This is a genomic window from Deltaproteobacteria bacterium, from assembly GCA_018668695.1.
Taxonomy (GTDB): domain Bacteria; phylum Myxococcota; class XYA12-FULL-58-9; order XYA12-FULL-58-9; family JABJBS01; genus JABJBS01.
This window is the reverse complement of record JABJBS010000358.1, coordinates 1-13,124: the sequence shown is the minus strand read 5'-3', so window position 1 is coordinate 13,124 and position 13,124 is coordinate 1. Positions and strand designations below refer to the sequence as shown.

At 50.4% G+C, this 13,124-nt stretch carries 11 protein-coding genes and 1 tRNA gene; 1 reads left to right on the top strand and 11 read right to left on the bottom strand.

What is annotated here, in order from left to right:
- Positions 1-36: 36 nt before the first annotated feature.
- Positions 37-777 (bottom strand): alpha/beta fold hydrolase, encoded by a 741-nt coding sequence (locus tag HOK28_20480; protein ID MBT6435483.1) that lies wholly within the window; start codon positions 775-777, stop codon positions 37-39.
- A 147-nt stretch (positions 778-924) separates the two neighbouring features.
- On the opposite strand from HOK28_20480, the gene HOK28_20475 reads away from it, so the two are divergent.
- Positions 925-2,664, top strand: coding sequence for a TlpA family protein disulfide reductase (locus HOK28_20475; GenBank protein ID MBT6435482.1), 1,740 nt, complete (start codon positions 925-927; stop codon positions 2,662-2,664).
- Between the two features lie 19 nt (positions 2,665-2,683).
- Here the strand turns inward: HOK28_20475 and mltG are convergent, their stop codons facing one another.
- The 10 genes from mltG to HOK28_20425 form a co-directional block, all read right to left on the bottom strand.
- Positions 2,684-3,706: an endolytic transglycosylase MltG gene (gene mltG / locus HOK28_20470; protein MBT6435481.1), complete on the bottom strand. Its 1,023-nt coding sequence runs from the start codon at positions 3,704-3,706 to the stop codon at positions 2,684-2,686.
- Positions 3,707-3,733: 27 nt separating this feature from the next.
- Positions 3,734-4,357 (bottom strand): transcriptional regulator, encoded by a 624-nt coding sequence (locus HOK28_20465; protein ID MBT6435480.1) that lies wholly within the window; start codon positions 4,355-4,357, stop codon positions 3,734-3,736.
- A 291-nt stretch (positions 4,358-4,648) separates the two neighbouring features.
- Positions 4,649-4,724: transfer RNA gene (locus tag HOK28_20460), tRNA-Phe, on the bottom strand.
- 58 nt (positions 4,725-4,782) lie between these two features.
- A complete protein-coding gene (clpA, locus tag HOK28_20455; GenBank protein MBT6435479.1) occupies positions 4,783-7,086 on the bottom strand; it encodes an ATP-dependent Clp protease ATP-binding subunit ClpA in 2,304 nt (767 codons plus the stop codon).
- Positions 7,083-7,421 carry an ATP-dependent Clp protease adapter ClpS gene (gene clpS, locus HOK28_20450; GenBank protein ID MBT6435478.1) on the bottom strand — a complete coding sequence of 113 codons (339 nt, stop codon included), beginning with the start codon at positions 7,419-7,421 and terminating at the stop codon, positions 7,083-7,085. Before clpS ends, clpA begins: the two co-directional genes overlap by 4 nt.
- Before the next feature lie 76 nt (positions 7,422-7,497).
- Entirely contained in the window at positions 7,498-9,021 is a 1,524-nt protein-coding gene (locus HOK28_20445; protein ID MBT6435477.1) for a hypothetical protein, read from the bottom strand.
- A 107-nt stretch (positions 9,022-9,128) separates the two neighbouring features.
- A complete protein-coding gene (locus HOK28_20440; GenBank protein ID MBT6435476.1) occupies positions 9,129-9,500 on the bottom strand; it encodes an acetyl-CoA carboxylase biotin carboxyl carrier protein subunit in 372 nt (123 codons plus the stop codon).
- A 137-nt stretch (positions 9,501-9,637) separates the two neighbouring features.
- Positions 9,638-11,161 carry an acetyl-CoA carboxylase biotin carboxylase subunit gene (locus tag HOK28_20435; GenBank protein ID MBT6435475.1) on the bottom strand — a complete coding sequence of 508 codons (1,524 nt, stop codon included), beginning with the start codon at positions 11,159-11,161 and terminating at the stop codon, positions 9,638-9,640.
- Positions 11,161-12,693: an acyl-CoA carboxylase subunit beta gene (locus tag HOK28_20430; GenBank protein MBT6435474.1), complete on the bottom strand. Its 1,533-nt coding sequence runs from the start codon at positions 12,691-12,693 to the stop codon at positions 11,161-11,163. The genes HOK28_20435 and HOK28_20430 overlap by 1 nt, the downstream gene beginning before the upstream one ends.
- A gap of 193 nt (positions 12,694-12,886) precedes the next feature.
- Positions 12,887-13,124: hypothetical protein (locus tag HOK28_20425; GenBank protein ID MBT6435473.1), on the bottom strand; the 238-nt coding region annotated here is incomplete at its 5' end.

Here is a 13,124-nt window from a genome sequence, read left to right as displayed (position 1 = left end):
CCGTTATGAAGAAGCAGGCAATCCCGTAAATAGGCTTCAGTACTCGTCCAGTGCTTCCATAAAGAAATCGACAACGTCATCTACCAAAACCTTGAGTTGTCGCTTGCCAGAAAAACGGTGGTCAGCCCCCTCAACCAAACACATCGAAACACTCTCAGCTGCGGCTGCAATATCGTCAGCATCCGACACGGGCACCACCCGGTCCTCTAAACCATGGACCACCAAAAGAGGAACACCCGTCTGAACCACAGCCCCAATGACATCATGGCGGCGAGCATCTTCAATAAACTGAGCGCCGATTTTTACGCCACCGACCTCAATAAAGCCGCGTTCTCTCCAATTGGCTACGTCATCGGGATAACGGCGAGCGAGTAACTTGGGGTAGGCCACTGCGGCAACTGTTGCCACTGCGCTCACCTTAGACTCTTGCGGTGCCGTTAGAAGGGCTACTGAGCCTCCCATACTCGAACCGAAAACTCCCAGACGGCTTACGCCTTGCTCAAGCATCCAAGCAATGGCGGCCTTAAGATCTTCGATTTGGTTAGAATAAGAGAGATCGTAGATATCCCCCTCAGACTCGCCCCGACCGGCAAAATCGAAGCGCATACCGCGCACCCCGCGCTGCGCCAATCTTGAGACAATTTGTGAGTGTTTTGGCCCATCTTTGACGCTGAGCATCCCATGGCAGCATATAACTCCAAGTTCAGAGTCCATCGGGCCCTCAACAATTCCAGCTAATTTCTGTCCGCGTGCATTCTTGAAATAAATCGATTCCATTCTTCATTCATTATTCCACACCATCGCCGGGCTCAAGCCGTGGATTTATCAAGTCAAAAGGGGTATGGAGCCACCGATTGGATTCAGCGGAGACTTAATATGCGTCAAAACCGAGTAATTTGTAGAAATGCCCTATGGGCGATGGTCATGACCTTCACAGCTATGGGCTGTAAAGGCACGGGTTCAACTGCGCCTGCAAGCGAAGGTGGAAACCCGGAAACAGCCATTGTGGTCCCCGGAGTCGAAAAGGGAAACCAAATTACTGGGCCTCGCGCAGACTTCTACAAGGGAGCTTTCCCGGAGGCTGCTGAATTTGAAGCCAGAGATATCCCAAATGTCATGGTGCGCGACCTAGATAAAGGCAACAACACCTACATCGTGGCCAAAGACGCGCAGGGCAAAACTCTCGGTTATCTCCGCGACATCAGTGCTCCAATGACGCTAAACGACGATTGCCCCTGCAATCCTGTCTCTGTAACCCTCGCTTTTCAACAAGATCTCATGCTTCTGAAGCTGCTTTACGCCGCTCCGCTGCAAAAAGCAGGGCACGCTCCTATGAGCGAGTCGGAGATGGACCAACTCACCCAGCTCGCCATTCGGCCACCAGATTCGCTGCTCACCGTCACCGATCCCAAACTCTTGGTTGACGGCGCCTCAGGAGCCACTCGCAAGGAGTACCAGGGTACGGTTGTACTCGAGGGTGCATACACCAGCTGGCGCGTGGCCGGGCTTGTACGCGAAACACAACGCATTCTCGCTGGCGCCCCAATTAGCCGAGACAGCAAACGACTCGAAGGTGTCCTCGCCTCTCAAAAGACCCCTGGAGCCCAGGCGCTCGCACTCGCAGCCTTCATCCCAACGGCCGAGAGCGAGCCATTTGCTCAACAAGCCATCCGCACCATGGTCCGCGCCTATGTTGGACACCTCCAAGAAAAAGGTGAGCCTCTGCCCAAGGTTGAAGCGCGCATTTTAGATCCCCAGCTCTCTGACGAGCTTTCAACCATTGAAACGCTTTACGCCTGCCAGGGCTTTGCTGCAGAAAACCTGCGAACAACGTTTCAAAAGCAATGCTTGGAGCAGCTTAAGACTGCCACTGGAATCGAACAGTACACCGTTGAAATCGGCCTCTTGCGTGGAACCGTTGCTTTTTACGACAAAGATTACGCAACCGCTGCTCAAGACTTAAGTGTTGCCGCCAGCGCCATCGACCCCTACCTCGATGCTGAGATGCACATTCGCTTGGTGACCTCGCTTCAGAAAATCGGTCAGACGGAAAAGGCATGCATGGGAGCACAGGGCCTTTATTACATTCACCCCGCACACAAAGACGTGCTCGCGCTTCTTGACTCCTGCGGACCGGAAACGAAAAAACTTTTGGCCTTACTCGACGCCAAACGAAAAGAAGCCCTCATTGGTTCACAGCTTTCGGGAGCACCCGTTGCCCCTATGAACCTAACCTTGGACAACCGAGATGTATCGCTCAACCTCGCAGAAGGCGGGAAAACAAGCCTTGTGGTGTTCTTTGCAACATGGTGCCCACATTGCCAGGAAGAGCTTCCGCACCTTGTTGAGTTTCAAAAGAGTCTCTCAGCAAACCCCAAGCTTAAAGATAAAGTACAGATGATTGGTATCCGCACTGCCATTGAGCGTGAGCAAGAGCCTTACTCTGCATTTCAGAAGCGCTTTAATCTCAACTTCCCAATTTATACCGACCCGGCCATGAGCTTGGTGTTTCAGAAGTTTATGCAAACAAACGGTAAAAAGCCTGCTTTGCCGACCCTTGCTGTCGTGGATGCAAAAGGCTCGGTTCGCTACTTCATCGAAAATGGAGAGCATCGTAAGCTGGAAGAAGAACTTCTTTGGGCACTGGAATCACTGGCTCAGTAAAAGACAAAGCGCAAAGCTTCTACTTCTTACGAAAATATTGAACCTGCCATTTATGAACCGCTGTGTTGTGGCAACTTAAGGTGGGGCAAAAAATGTGCTCCCCGTTATTCTTCGATACGAAAAAGAAATCGCCGCAATCGTCTGGCTTAGCGACCGCTTGAAGCGCCGCAAACCCTGGGTTTGCAATCGGCCCTGGCGGCAAACCGCTGCGCTTATAGGTATTGTACGGATGGTCCATCTCGTGAAGATGATAGCGCTTGATATTCCCATCGAAATTAGGGTCTGAAAGAGTGGCCGCATAAATCACAGTTGGGTCGGTTTGAAGACGCCAAGCTGGCTTGGCTTTGAGGCGATTGTAAAACACACACGCAATACGGGGTCTCTCGTGAGCGGCGCCGGTTTCTTTTTCTACAATCGACGCAAGCGTTAGAAACTCAATCTCGCTAAAGCCCAAGGGCCCTGTGCCGCCTGTGGTTACAGCTTTATAAGCCGCGTGATAAGTTTTAATAATTCGCTTAAAAATCGTTTTTGGGGTCACACCACGTGCAAAAGTGTAAGTTTCGGGAAAAATAACCCCCTCACAGTTCGGCTGATTGACCCCGTGGGCCTTTAAAAAGACTTGGTCATCGCAAAGATTGTCGAAGTCGCTTTTCGATATCCACTTCGCTTCATCTAACAAATCTCGGATTTGCCAACGGTTTAAGCCTTCGGGAATCGTGAAACGTTCCGTGACCACGCGGCCCTGATTCATCATCCGAACAATGTCCGCCGGGGAGTCGCCTCGGGCAAACTGATAAGTCCCAGATCGCAACCCACCCAAATCTTTATAACGCGCCCAGGCATAAACAAGTTCAGGGCGCTTAATGACACCTCGTAAAGCAAGCTCTTCTAAAACTGGCTTAAGCGTCTGTCCTGATTTGAGATGGAAAGGTTCGGGCGTAAATTCGGAAAGAGCCGGTTGCTCAACAAAGCCCTGAACCCAGAGCAATGCGCCCGTACATCCAAGACCCAAAATAAAACAAAGTCTTAAAAGTAAGCGCATATTTGATTAACTATAATGAAGGAGGGTTTACTTGCGGAAACGGTCTTTTAGACTACCAAGGCGCTCAAGGATATCTTCAACTTCTCGGCTAAAACCTTCAGAAACAACTCCCAGGCCTTCCTGAACGCGATCTTCGATGCCACGCTGAATCTCTTCAAGGTTCTTCTGGCTTGAAGACAGCATTTCTTTCACAGAAGCAGGGCTTTGCTTTTCCGTGGGGGCTTCTCCTTCTGGAGCTCCCTCTACGGCCACTTCGCCTTCACCATCGGTTTTGATAACACGACCAACGGTTTCACCAAATTGAGAAGTGATTCTCGTAACGGTGTCACTCGCGGTGTCGCGAATATCTTGAGCTCTCGATTGAACCGTCTCAACTTGCTCACGAGCAAAGCCGCCGATATTTTCGCCACTTTGCTGGATTAAACCACGCAAAAGATTAAGCGGCATAAAGTGTGCTTTTTTCTCTGTCTCAAAAATGATTTGAGCAAGTGTGACACTGGTGAGGTCATCGCCACTCTTGTTATCGATGACTTGAACTTCTTCACCACTTTTTATCATGGTTGAAATGTCATCGAGCGTCACGTAGCAACTACGCTCCGTGTCATAGAGTTTACGATTCGCATAGCGTTTTACAATTTTGGTTCCAGACATGACTAAATTCGTAACATGGTGCGTAATCAGGGGCAAGAAGCCCTGGATTTTCAATTACTTTTCCCGCAGCAACAACGCAGTGCGTCGCAATTCGAAACTTAAGGATTTAAGCTTACTGCAAAGTTGGCTGGGTTTATCATCCGGTCTCGGTTTTGCAAACCACTTGAAATGAAGTTTCTTGATGATTCAAGATCCACTCATATCTCAAGCGATTCTCAACACAGAATATAAATGAATCCAACGGGCCGACTGGCCAAGAGCAAAGGGGATAAAATCGAGAAGGGGAATTTGTGGTGCCCAGGGACAGATTTGAACTGCCGACACGGGGATTTTCAGTCCCCTGCTCTACCGACTGAGCTACCTGGGCTCCAGCGAGGGACGTCTTATACTTTTGAGGTGTGCAAAGTCAAGAAGGCCCGTCATCCTTAGTGATCGACAGGAGCTGCTTCTTTCTTTGCAGAGGTCGTATTTTTCTCTCGGGGATGAAAAACAAGCTCCAATTCATCGCCATTGGCCTGAATTTCCACGGTTCCCCCGCTTTGAAGCGAACCAAAGAGGATTTCATCTGCCAGTTTGCGTCGAATCTCGCGATCAATCAGCCGGTTCATCGGTCGTGCCCCAAATTTGCGGTCGTAACCACGGTCTCCGAGCCAGTTTCGCGCCTCATCGTTAAGATCGAGCACAACACGTTTCTCGGAAAGTTGGTCTTCAAGCTCGGCCACCATCTTGTCCACGATCATACCAATCGTAGATTTTTCAAGATGCGTAAACGGAACCCATGCATCCAACCGGTTGCGAAACTCTGGCGTGAACGTTCTTTCAATGGCGCCCTTTGCATCGTCCGTGCTGCTTGATTTGCTACCGAAACCAATCGAACCTGTCTCCATTTCAAATGCACCGGCATTCGTCGTCATAATTAAAACAACGTTACGGAAATCAGCCTTACGGCCATTGTTGTCCGTAAGCGTGGCATTATCCATGACCTGCAAAAGCACATTGAAAAGATCTGGGTGCGCTTTTTCAATTTCATCGAGCAAGAGAACTGCATGAGGGTTCTTGATAACTGCGTCTGTTAAGAGACCGCCTTGATCAAACCCAACATACCCTGGAGGCGCCCCAATAAGGCGGCTCACAGTGTGCTTCTCCATATACTCGCTCATATCAAAGCGGAGCATCTCGACGCCCATACAGGCTGCCAGTTGGCGAGCGAGCTCAGTTTTACCAACACCTGTTGGACCGCTGAACAAAAACGAACCCACAGGCCGACGCGGACTACCGAGCCCGGCACGCGAGAGCTTAATGGCACTCACCACGGATTCTACAGCCTTGTCCTGGCCGTAAATCAAAAGCTTTAAATCTCGGTCGAGCTGAGAAAGTTTATCTTTATCGGAGCCTGAAACGCTTCTAGGCGGAACCCTGGCAATTTTTGCCACGACCGCTTCGATATCTTTCGGGCGAATGGTTTTCTGCCGCTTGCCCTTGGGCATCAGCCGCACACTCGCACCAGCTTCATCAATAACATCGATGGCTTTATCCGGCAGAAACCGCTCATTGACATATTTATGAGCAAGCTCCGCTGCTGTTCGCAGTGCCTGGTTCGTATAGGTAATTTCGTGGTGCTCTTCGTATTTGGTCTTCAAGCCTCGGAGAATCTTAAAGGTCTCTTCGACTGTGGGTTCCACGACATCGATTTTTTGAAAACGACGGGCCAGGGCGCGGTCTCTTTCAAACACGCCTTGGAATTCTTTGTAGGTGGTTGAACCCACCACGCGAAAATCACCGGATGCCAAAGCTGGCTTCAGAATATTACTCGCATCGAGCGTGCCACCGCTTACTGCGCCAGCTCCCACAATGGTATGAATCTCATCGATGAATAGAATCGCGTTACCGCGCTCCTGAATCGCTTTTACAACTGCTTTAAGCCGCTGTTCAAACTCTCCTCGAAACTTCGTTCCGGCGATAAGAGCGCCCATATCAAGCGCAAAAATCTCTTCGTTTTCCAGAACCTCTGGAACACTCTTTTCCACAATCGCAAGCGCAAGGCCTTCGGCAATGGCTGTTTTACCAACACCTGGTTCACCCACTAAAATCGGGTTGTTTTTGCGGCGACGGCAAAGAACCTGAACAGTTCGATTGATTTCGTCGATACGGCCAACAACGGGATCGATTTTCCCCTCTCGGGCTCGATCGTTGAGATTGGCCGTAAAGCTTGCAAGCGGGTCGGGACGCTTTTTCTCTTCGCCTTCTTCCTCTTCTTCTTCGAGTTCATCACCGCCTTCATGGGCAAGTGATGGCTCGTCGATTTTAGAGATGCCATGAGAAATAAATTCAAGAATATCCAGGCGGGTTACGCCTTGCTCACTCAAAATGTAGACGGCAAAACTTTCAGGCTCGCGCATGACGGCCGCCAAAAAATCTCCGGCATCCATTTCTTTTTTACCGGAGGATTGCACATGAATTGCCGCACGCTGCAAAACTCTGGTTAAACCTAAAGTTTGCTCGATTTGATAGTCACGGTCTTCAGGAACCTGAACCTGCTCGCCGAGATAGGTTTCTAAACGAATGCGCAGATCATCAATATCGGCGCCGCAGTGACGCAAAATTTCCATGGCCCAATTATCGTGGCTCATGGCGTAGAGCACATGCTCCACACAAACCATATCGTGGCGACGTACTTCAGCTTCTCTAAGCGCTAACTTAAAAACCACTTCGAGTTCACGTGAAATCATTCAGCTGGCTCCATAGAACAACGCAGCGGGTAATCGTGTGCCCGCGCGAGCTCGGTGACTTTGTGGACTTTGGTTTCTGCAACTTCATAGGAAAAAACGCCGGCCACACCTGCACCTTTACGGTGAACATGCAGCATGACTTGAACCGCGCTGGGTTCTTCTAAATGAAAAACAGTTTTGAGCACCAAAACAACGAACTCCATGGTGGTGTAGTTGTCATTGTGGAGCAGTACTTTGTAACGCTTGGGCCGCTTGACCTTAATTTCAGATTCAGTGGCAACTTGCCCCTCACCTTCATAAGGCTCGTCTTCCCAGTTGTCATTTCCATCAGACATGGTTCTTCTAATTCCTTAGATATTACTACTATATTACCATATGGGTCCGACGCTCGCCCGGCGCAAGGGCTAGAGCTTAGAATTGGTAGGCAAATTCAACGCCTACGCCCCAGTCATCGGTTGCTTGGTATCCAGCGGCTTCTCTTGTGCCATCAGCCCTTACTGTGGCCTCTTCGAAAACCCAGCGCCGTGAAGCCTGAGCTACAAGGTAAACGAATGGGTACATTTGGTATTTGGCCTGAGCAACAGCCATAGAGCGGTCATCAAACTTAAAAATGTCATCGGCGCCCGTAATATTGGTTCGGCGGTAATACGCCTCGAATTGAAGAACATCGAGAGCGGGGACCAAAAGCAGCAGGGTGAATGTGCCTTTGCCAATGGGTGTAAATTCTGTGCCTGGATCCGCTTCTGCTGCAGCCAGGCCAGCTTCTTCAGCTGCTTTCTCAGCATCGGTTTTAGAATAATGCTCGTATTTACCAGCAACCGTAACAAGCCCCATAAAATCAAAGCCTAGCTCACCATAAACTCCGTTGATACCTTCACCATCGTTAAGCGGTGAGTCTTCACTGAGTAGATAACGCCCTTTGGGCATTACAGACTGACCGGCCAGCGAAAAGCGCTCGATTTCATAAAATGTATCAAAATACATTGGGATATAATTCGAGGCGAAATGTCGATACTCCAACAAAATTGGGATTTGGAAGTCAATGCCAATAGGAAGCTTAAACTTTGTGTCCAGGCCAATATGAAGGCCGTAGCCAGCGCCGCTAACGAAGTTCAAGTCGATATACGGGATCATTTCAATGATGTCGTTGTTTAGTACCTCAGCTTCAATATCTAAACCAATGATGGTGACGCCTTTGGTTTCGGCAACGGCTATTTCTCCTTCGGCATCGACATCAACTTCTTCATCCCCATCCGCATCCACTGAAAACGGGGCGTTTAAATCTGTCGCTACGCTTAAACCCAGAGAGAAGATGTTCAATGCAGATTCCGGTGCCCAAAAACCAACCGGCTTTACAAACCCGCGGGCCGCAATCAGTTGAGAGTCAATCCCCCCGCCCATGATACTTACGAGATCGCTGAACATGGACTCGAATCCACCTAGATCGGTGTTTAAGTCGAAAGCGAAACCTACTCGGTGGGTATTGATATCGATGGTGTTGCTGTAACCGCGAACAATCGTTCCGTGGCCCAGTTTGCCGCTGAGCTCACCTAAGCGGGCATAGATAAAGTCTCGCTTTTCGCCGTACTGGATGTAACGAAGCAGCTTTAAGTAATCACCAACCTCATCCCAGTCTTCGCCGCGGACCAGCTGCTTGCCGTACTTCTTTTTGCCCTCATCATCCCAGGGGTGAACCCGTAAATTGAGAGGGACCTGAATGCCAAAACCAAACGGTCCCGTTCGAAAATCAAAACGTGGGTTAATTTGGAGGTACATTGCGCCATCAATGCTTTTAAACATCAAGCCGGCAGCCATCTCGCTTTGCTCTTTACCAAGCAAACCAGAAAACTCTGCCTTGCCTGGAATCTCTTCCAGTGCGTAAGCAGATCCTGATGTAAAAATGACGACTAAGGCCGCAGTTATGGCTCTTAACATTTACTTCCCACTCCTTGTTCTCGAGGCAATCGAGAGGTCCCATCCTACGGACGAACGGGGGGCGAGTAAATTTTTAGATCGGTAATTTTTTTAAGAAAAAATGATGGTTATTCGATCACGCAAAGCGGGGCGCCGCTATCAACCGCATCGCCCACAGAACCGAAGATTTCCTGAATGGTTCCATCTTTCGGGGCTTTAAGCTCGTTTTCCATCTTCATGGCCTCTACAACCACCACACCTTGGCCTTTTTTCACTTCATCGCCAGGTTGCACGAGGTGCGCGACCAATTTACCAGGCATTGGCGATTTTACTGTAATTGGGCCGTCTGCGCCGCCCGATGCCTCAAGCGCCTTGCGAAGGCTGACCTTACGCATGTCGAGCATTTCCACCTGGACCTGCTCACCGCGCACGAGAAAGTTCTCGCCGCCTTCTTCCAGAGCTTCCGATTGTATTTGATAGGCCTGTCCCCCAACCAACATATTAAGCGTGGAGTGCCCGAGCTGCTCGGCATCGATTTCAAAAGTACGGTCTTCAATGACCACTTCAAAGCGGCCCGCCGATAATTCGCGAACGGAGACCTCTCGCTGCTCTTCACCTAAAAAAGCTACGTAGCGCATCACACACCTCCCCGTCGCCAGTCCATGGTTCGCCAACGCGAGCCCGAACCTTTCCCAGTACCGCTGGAGTTTTCGCGGCTCTTCTTTTGATCTCGAAGCAAGGTTTGAATGGCTGCCGCCGCAATGGCCATATCTTGAATCTCTGAATCCACTTCTGGGGCCTCTTGCTCAAGCGCCACTGCGCAGCTACCCGTGTGATAATCACCCGAAACAAAGGGCTCAAAGTCGAGGAGATCACGCAAAAAAGCGGTATTCGTGGTGATGCCTTTCACCGCCGTTTCCATAAGGGCTTGTCGTAAACGGAGCCTTGCCTGCTCGCGGTCTTCTCCCCAAACCACCACCTTGGCAATCATCGGGTCATAATAGCGAGAAACTTCGTAGCCTGAGCGCACACCGCAATCGACGCGAAGTCCGGGCCAGTTTGGAAAAACCAGCTCATCAATCATACCTGGGCAAGGCATAAAGTTTTGATTCGGGTCTTCGGCGTAAATTCGCGCTTCCATCGCGTGGCCGCGTCGCTCTATCTCTTCTTGTTTCCAAGGAAGCGGCTCGCCTTGAGCCACCATAATTTGGGCCCGAACCAAATCGATACCGCAGCAAAGCTCCGTCACCGGGTGCTCCACCTGCAATCGGGTGTTCATTTCCAGAAAATAGAAATTGCGGTCTTTGTCCATCAAGAACTCAACGGTTCCCGCACCCACATAATCCACCGCATCCGCTGCGCGGCAGGCCACTTCACCCATCTGCTGGCGAACTTCTTCGGTGACCAGCATCGATGGCGTTTCTTCGATAATTTTCTGGTGACGTCGCTGCATAGAGCATTCGCGTTCGCCAAGCCAAAGCGCTTTACCGTCTGGTCCACTGAGAACTTGAATTTCAATGTGGCGCGGCTCAATCACAGCCTTTTCGATGTAGACAGTATCGTCGCCGAAAGAGTTTCTAGCTTCACTCGAAGCCGCCCGAAACGCTCCGGGTAAAGATTCCGCGTCAGCTACAAGGCGCATGCCTTTGCCGCCGCCTCCCGCTGCTGCCTTGAGCATGATGGGGTAGCCCATCTCACCGGCAATTTTGAGTGCTTCTTCTTCTGTTGGAATCGCACCGTCGCTTCCGGGCACACATGGAACGCCCGCAGCGACCATTTTTTCACGGGCAGCCGTTTTGGAGCCCATGACTTTCATGGCTTCAGCTGATGGTCCGATGAAAGCAATGCCCGCTTCAATGCACGCGTTGGCAAACTCGCCGTTCTCGCTCAGAAATCCATAACCTGGGTGAATCGCATCCACACCTGCATCTTTAGCGACCTGCAAGATTCGCTCGGAGACCAGATAGCTCTCAGAGGAGGGGGCAGGACCCACATGATAAGCTTCGTCTGCGACCAAAACATGGGGGGCTGAGCGGTCGGCATCGGAGTAAACCGCAACCGGAGAAATACCCATTTCTTTTAATGTACGGGCGACGCGAACCGCAATCTCACCGCGGTTGGCGATAAGTACTTTCTTAAATTTTTTCTTCGTTTCAGTCATTAGAGCGGAATGTTCCCATGCTTCTTCGGTGGGTTGGACTGACGCTTGTCTTTAAGGAGGTCAAAAGACTGCACGAGCCGAGAGCGAAGGTTCTCTGGCAAAATCACTTCATCAATATAGCCAAGTTCTGCCGCCTTCATGGGGTTCGCAAAAGTTCGGCGGTATTCGTCCACCAGCTCTTTTTGCTTTTCAGCTGGGTTTTCGCTTTCAGCAATCTGGCGCTTGAAAATAATATTGACCGCACCGTCTGGACCCATCACGGCAATTTCTGCACTCGGGAAAGCCAAATTGATATCGGCGCGAATGTGCTTGGATGCCATCACATCGTACGCACCGCCGTAGGCTTTGCGGGTAATGACCGTAACCTTTGGAACGGTGGCTTCGGCAAAGGCATAAAGTAGCTTCGCTCCATGCTTGATGATGCCCCCGTGTTCTTGATCAAGGCCGGGTAAGAAACCTGGAACATCAACAAATGTAAGAATCGGAATATTGAAGCAGTCACAGAAGCGGACAAAACGCGCGGCTTTAACAGATGCGCTGATGTCTAAACAACCCGCCAGTACCATGGGCTGGTTGGCGACAATCCCAACACTCTTGCCATCGATACGCGCGAAACCAACCACCATATTTTGTGCATAGGCTTCGGCTACTTCGAAAAACTCACCATCATCAACAACAGGAGAGATGATGTCCTTGATGTCGTAAGGCTTGTTTGGATTTTCAGGGATTACATCCGCAAGCTCTGGTGTTTTACGACCAGCGTCGTCCGTCGATGCAACCTCTGGTGGATCTTCTGAGTTGTTGGATGGAATGTAGCTTAAGAGCTGGCGAACCTGCTCTAGGCTTGCTGTATCGTTGGGTGCTGAGAATTGTGCGACGCCGCTCTTGGCATTGTGGCTAGACGCTCCGCCAAGTTCCTCTTTGGTTACATCTTCGTGGGTGACGGTTTTAATAACGTCGGGTCCAGTAATAAACATATAGCTTGTATCTTGAACCATAAAGATGAAGTCGGTGATGGCGGGAGAGTAAACCGCGCCGCCGGCACAGGGCCCCATGATGCAGGAAAGCTGAGGTACCACACCACTTGCCAATACGTTTTTCAAAAAGATATCGGCATAACCTGCAAGTGAATCGACGCCTTCTTGAATCCGGGCACCGCCAGAGTCGGCCAGACCAATCACAGGCGCACCGACTTCCATAGCCATGTCCATGATCTTACAAATCTTCTCTGCATGGGCACCGCTTAACGAGCCGCCAAACACAGTGAAGTCCTGAGCGTAAACAAAGATTTTTCGCCCATCGATTTTTCCGTAACCCGTGACCACACCGTCACCGAGATGTTTTTGCTTTTCCATCCCAAAATCGGAACAGCGGTGAGTCTTGAACTTGTCCATTTCGACAAAGCTGCCGGGATCAAGAAGAGCTTCAATTCGCTCGCGAGCGGTAAGCTTACCTTGCTTGTGTTGTTTTGCGATTCGGGCTTCGCCGCCGCCTTGCTCGGCTTTCTCATTGAGCGCCGCTAATTCTTGCATGTCCATGAACAACTCCTAAGGCACTAGAGAGCATGCCCCAAGCAAGCCCTCTTACACGGATCCCTCTAAATGCACACGTGGACTGAGTCAACACCACGAACACAGAGATAGACCCTTAAGTCTTTGAATTTAATTAGGAAACTGTAAGAGCCTGTAATCCTCAGGCTCAAACAATCAATTTAAGAGGCTTGAATCAGGCGATTCTAAAGGATTGACCACGGCCTTCGCGGTAACCTTCAACATGGCCCGCTTCAATCAGATCGTTAAGCTCACGCCGAGCGGCTGCCCGGGTAAGTGCTGTCGCGTCCTGAAGACCCTGCAGGCTTGATGAGCAAACCCCTCCAAGATGGGTCAAAATGCTGTGGTGTGCGGAAGTTAAGTTCTCATCCCAAAGAATCAGTGGGGTGATGCTCGCACTGTTCTTGGGTAAC

What these genes read in the sequence shown, in the direction of transcription:
- HOK28_20465 (MBT6435480.1), bottom strand. Translation starts at nt 4,357, where the DNA reads ATGTCTGGAACCAAAATTGTAAAACGCTATGCGAATCGTAAACTCTAT.
- HOK28_20480 (MBT6435483.1), bottom strand. Translation starts at nt 777, where the DNA reads ATGGAATCGATTTATTTCAAGAATGCACGCGGACAGAAATTAGCTGGA.
- HOK28_20475 (MBT6435482.1), top strand. Translation starts at nt 925, where the DNA reads ATGACCTTCACAGCTATGGGCTGTAAAGGCACGGGTTCAACTGCGCCT.
- HOK28_20435 (MBT6435475.1), bottom strand. Translation starts at nt 11,161, where the DNA reads ATGACTGAAACGAAGAAAAAATTTAAGAAAGTACTTATCGCCAACCGC.
- HOK28_20440 (MBT6435476.1), bottom strand. Translation starts at nt 9,500, where the DNA reads ATGTTGGTTGGGGGACAGGCCTATCAAATACAATCGGAAGCTCTGGAA.
- clpA (MBT6435479.1), bottom strand. Translation starts at nt 7,086, where the DNA reads ATGATTTCACGTGAACTCGAAGTGGTTTTTAAGTTAGCGCTTAGAGAA.
- HOK28_20445 (MBT6435477.1), bottom strand. Translation starts at nt 9,021, where the DNA reads ATGTTAAGAGCCATAACTGCGGCCTTAGTCGTCATTTTTACATCAGGA.
- HOK28_20430 (MBT6435474.1), bottom strand. Translation starts at nt 12,693, where the DNA reads ATGCAAGAATTAGCGGCGCTCAATGAGAAAGCCGAGCAAGGCGGCGGC.
- mltG (MBT6435481.1), bottom strand. Translation starts at nt 3,706, where the DNA reads ATGCGCTTACTTTTAAGACTTTGTTTTATTTTGGGTCTTGGATGTACG.
- clpS (MBT6435478.1), bottom strand. Translation starts at nt 7,421, where the DNA reads ATGTCTGATGGAAATGACAACTGGGAAGACGAGCCTTATGAAGGTGAG.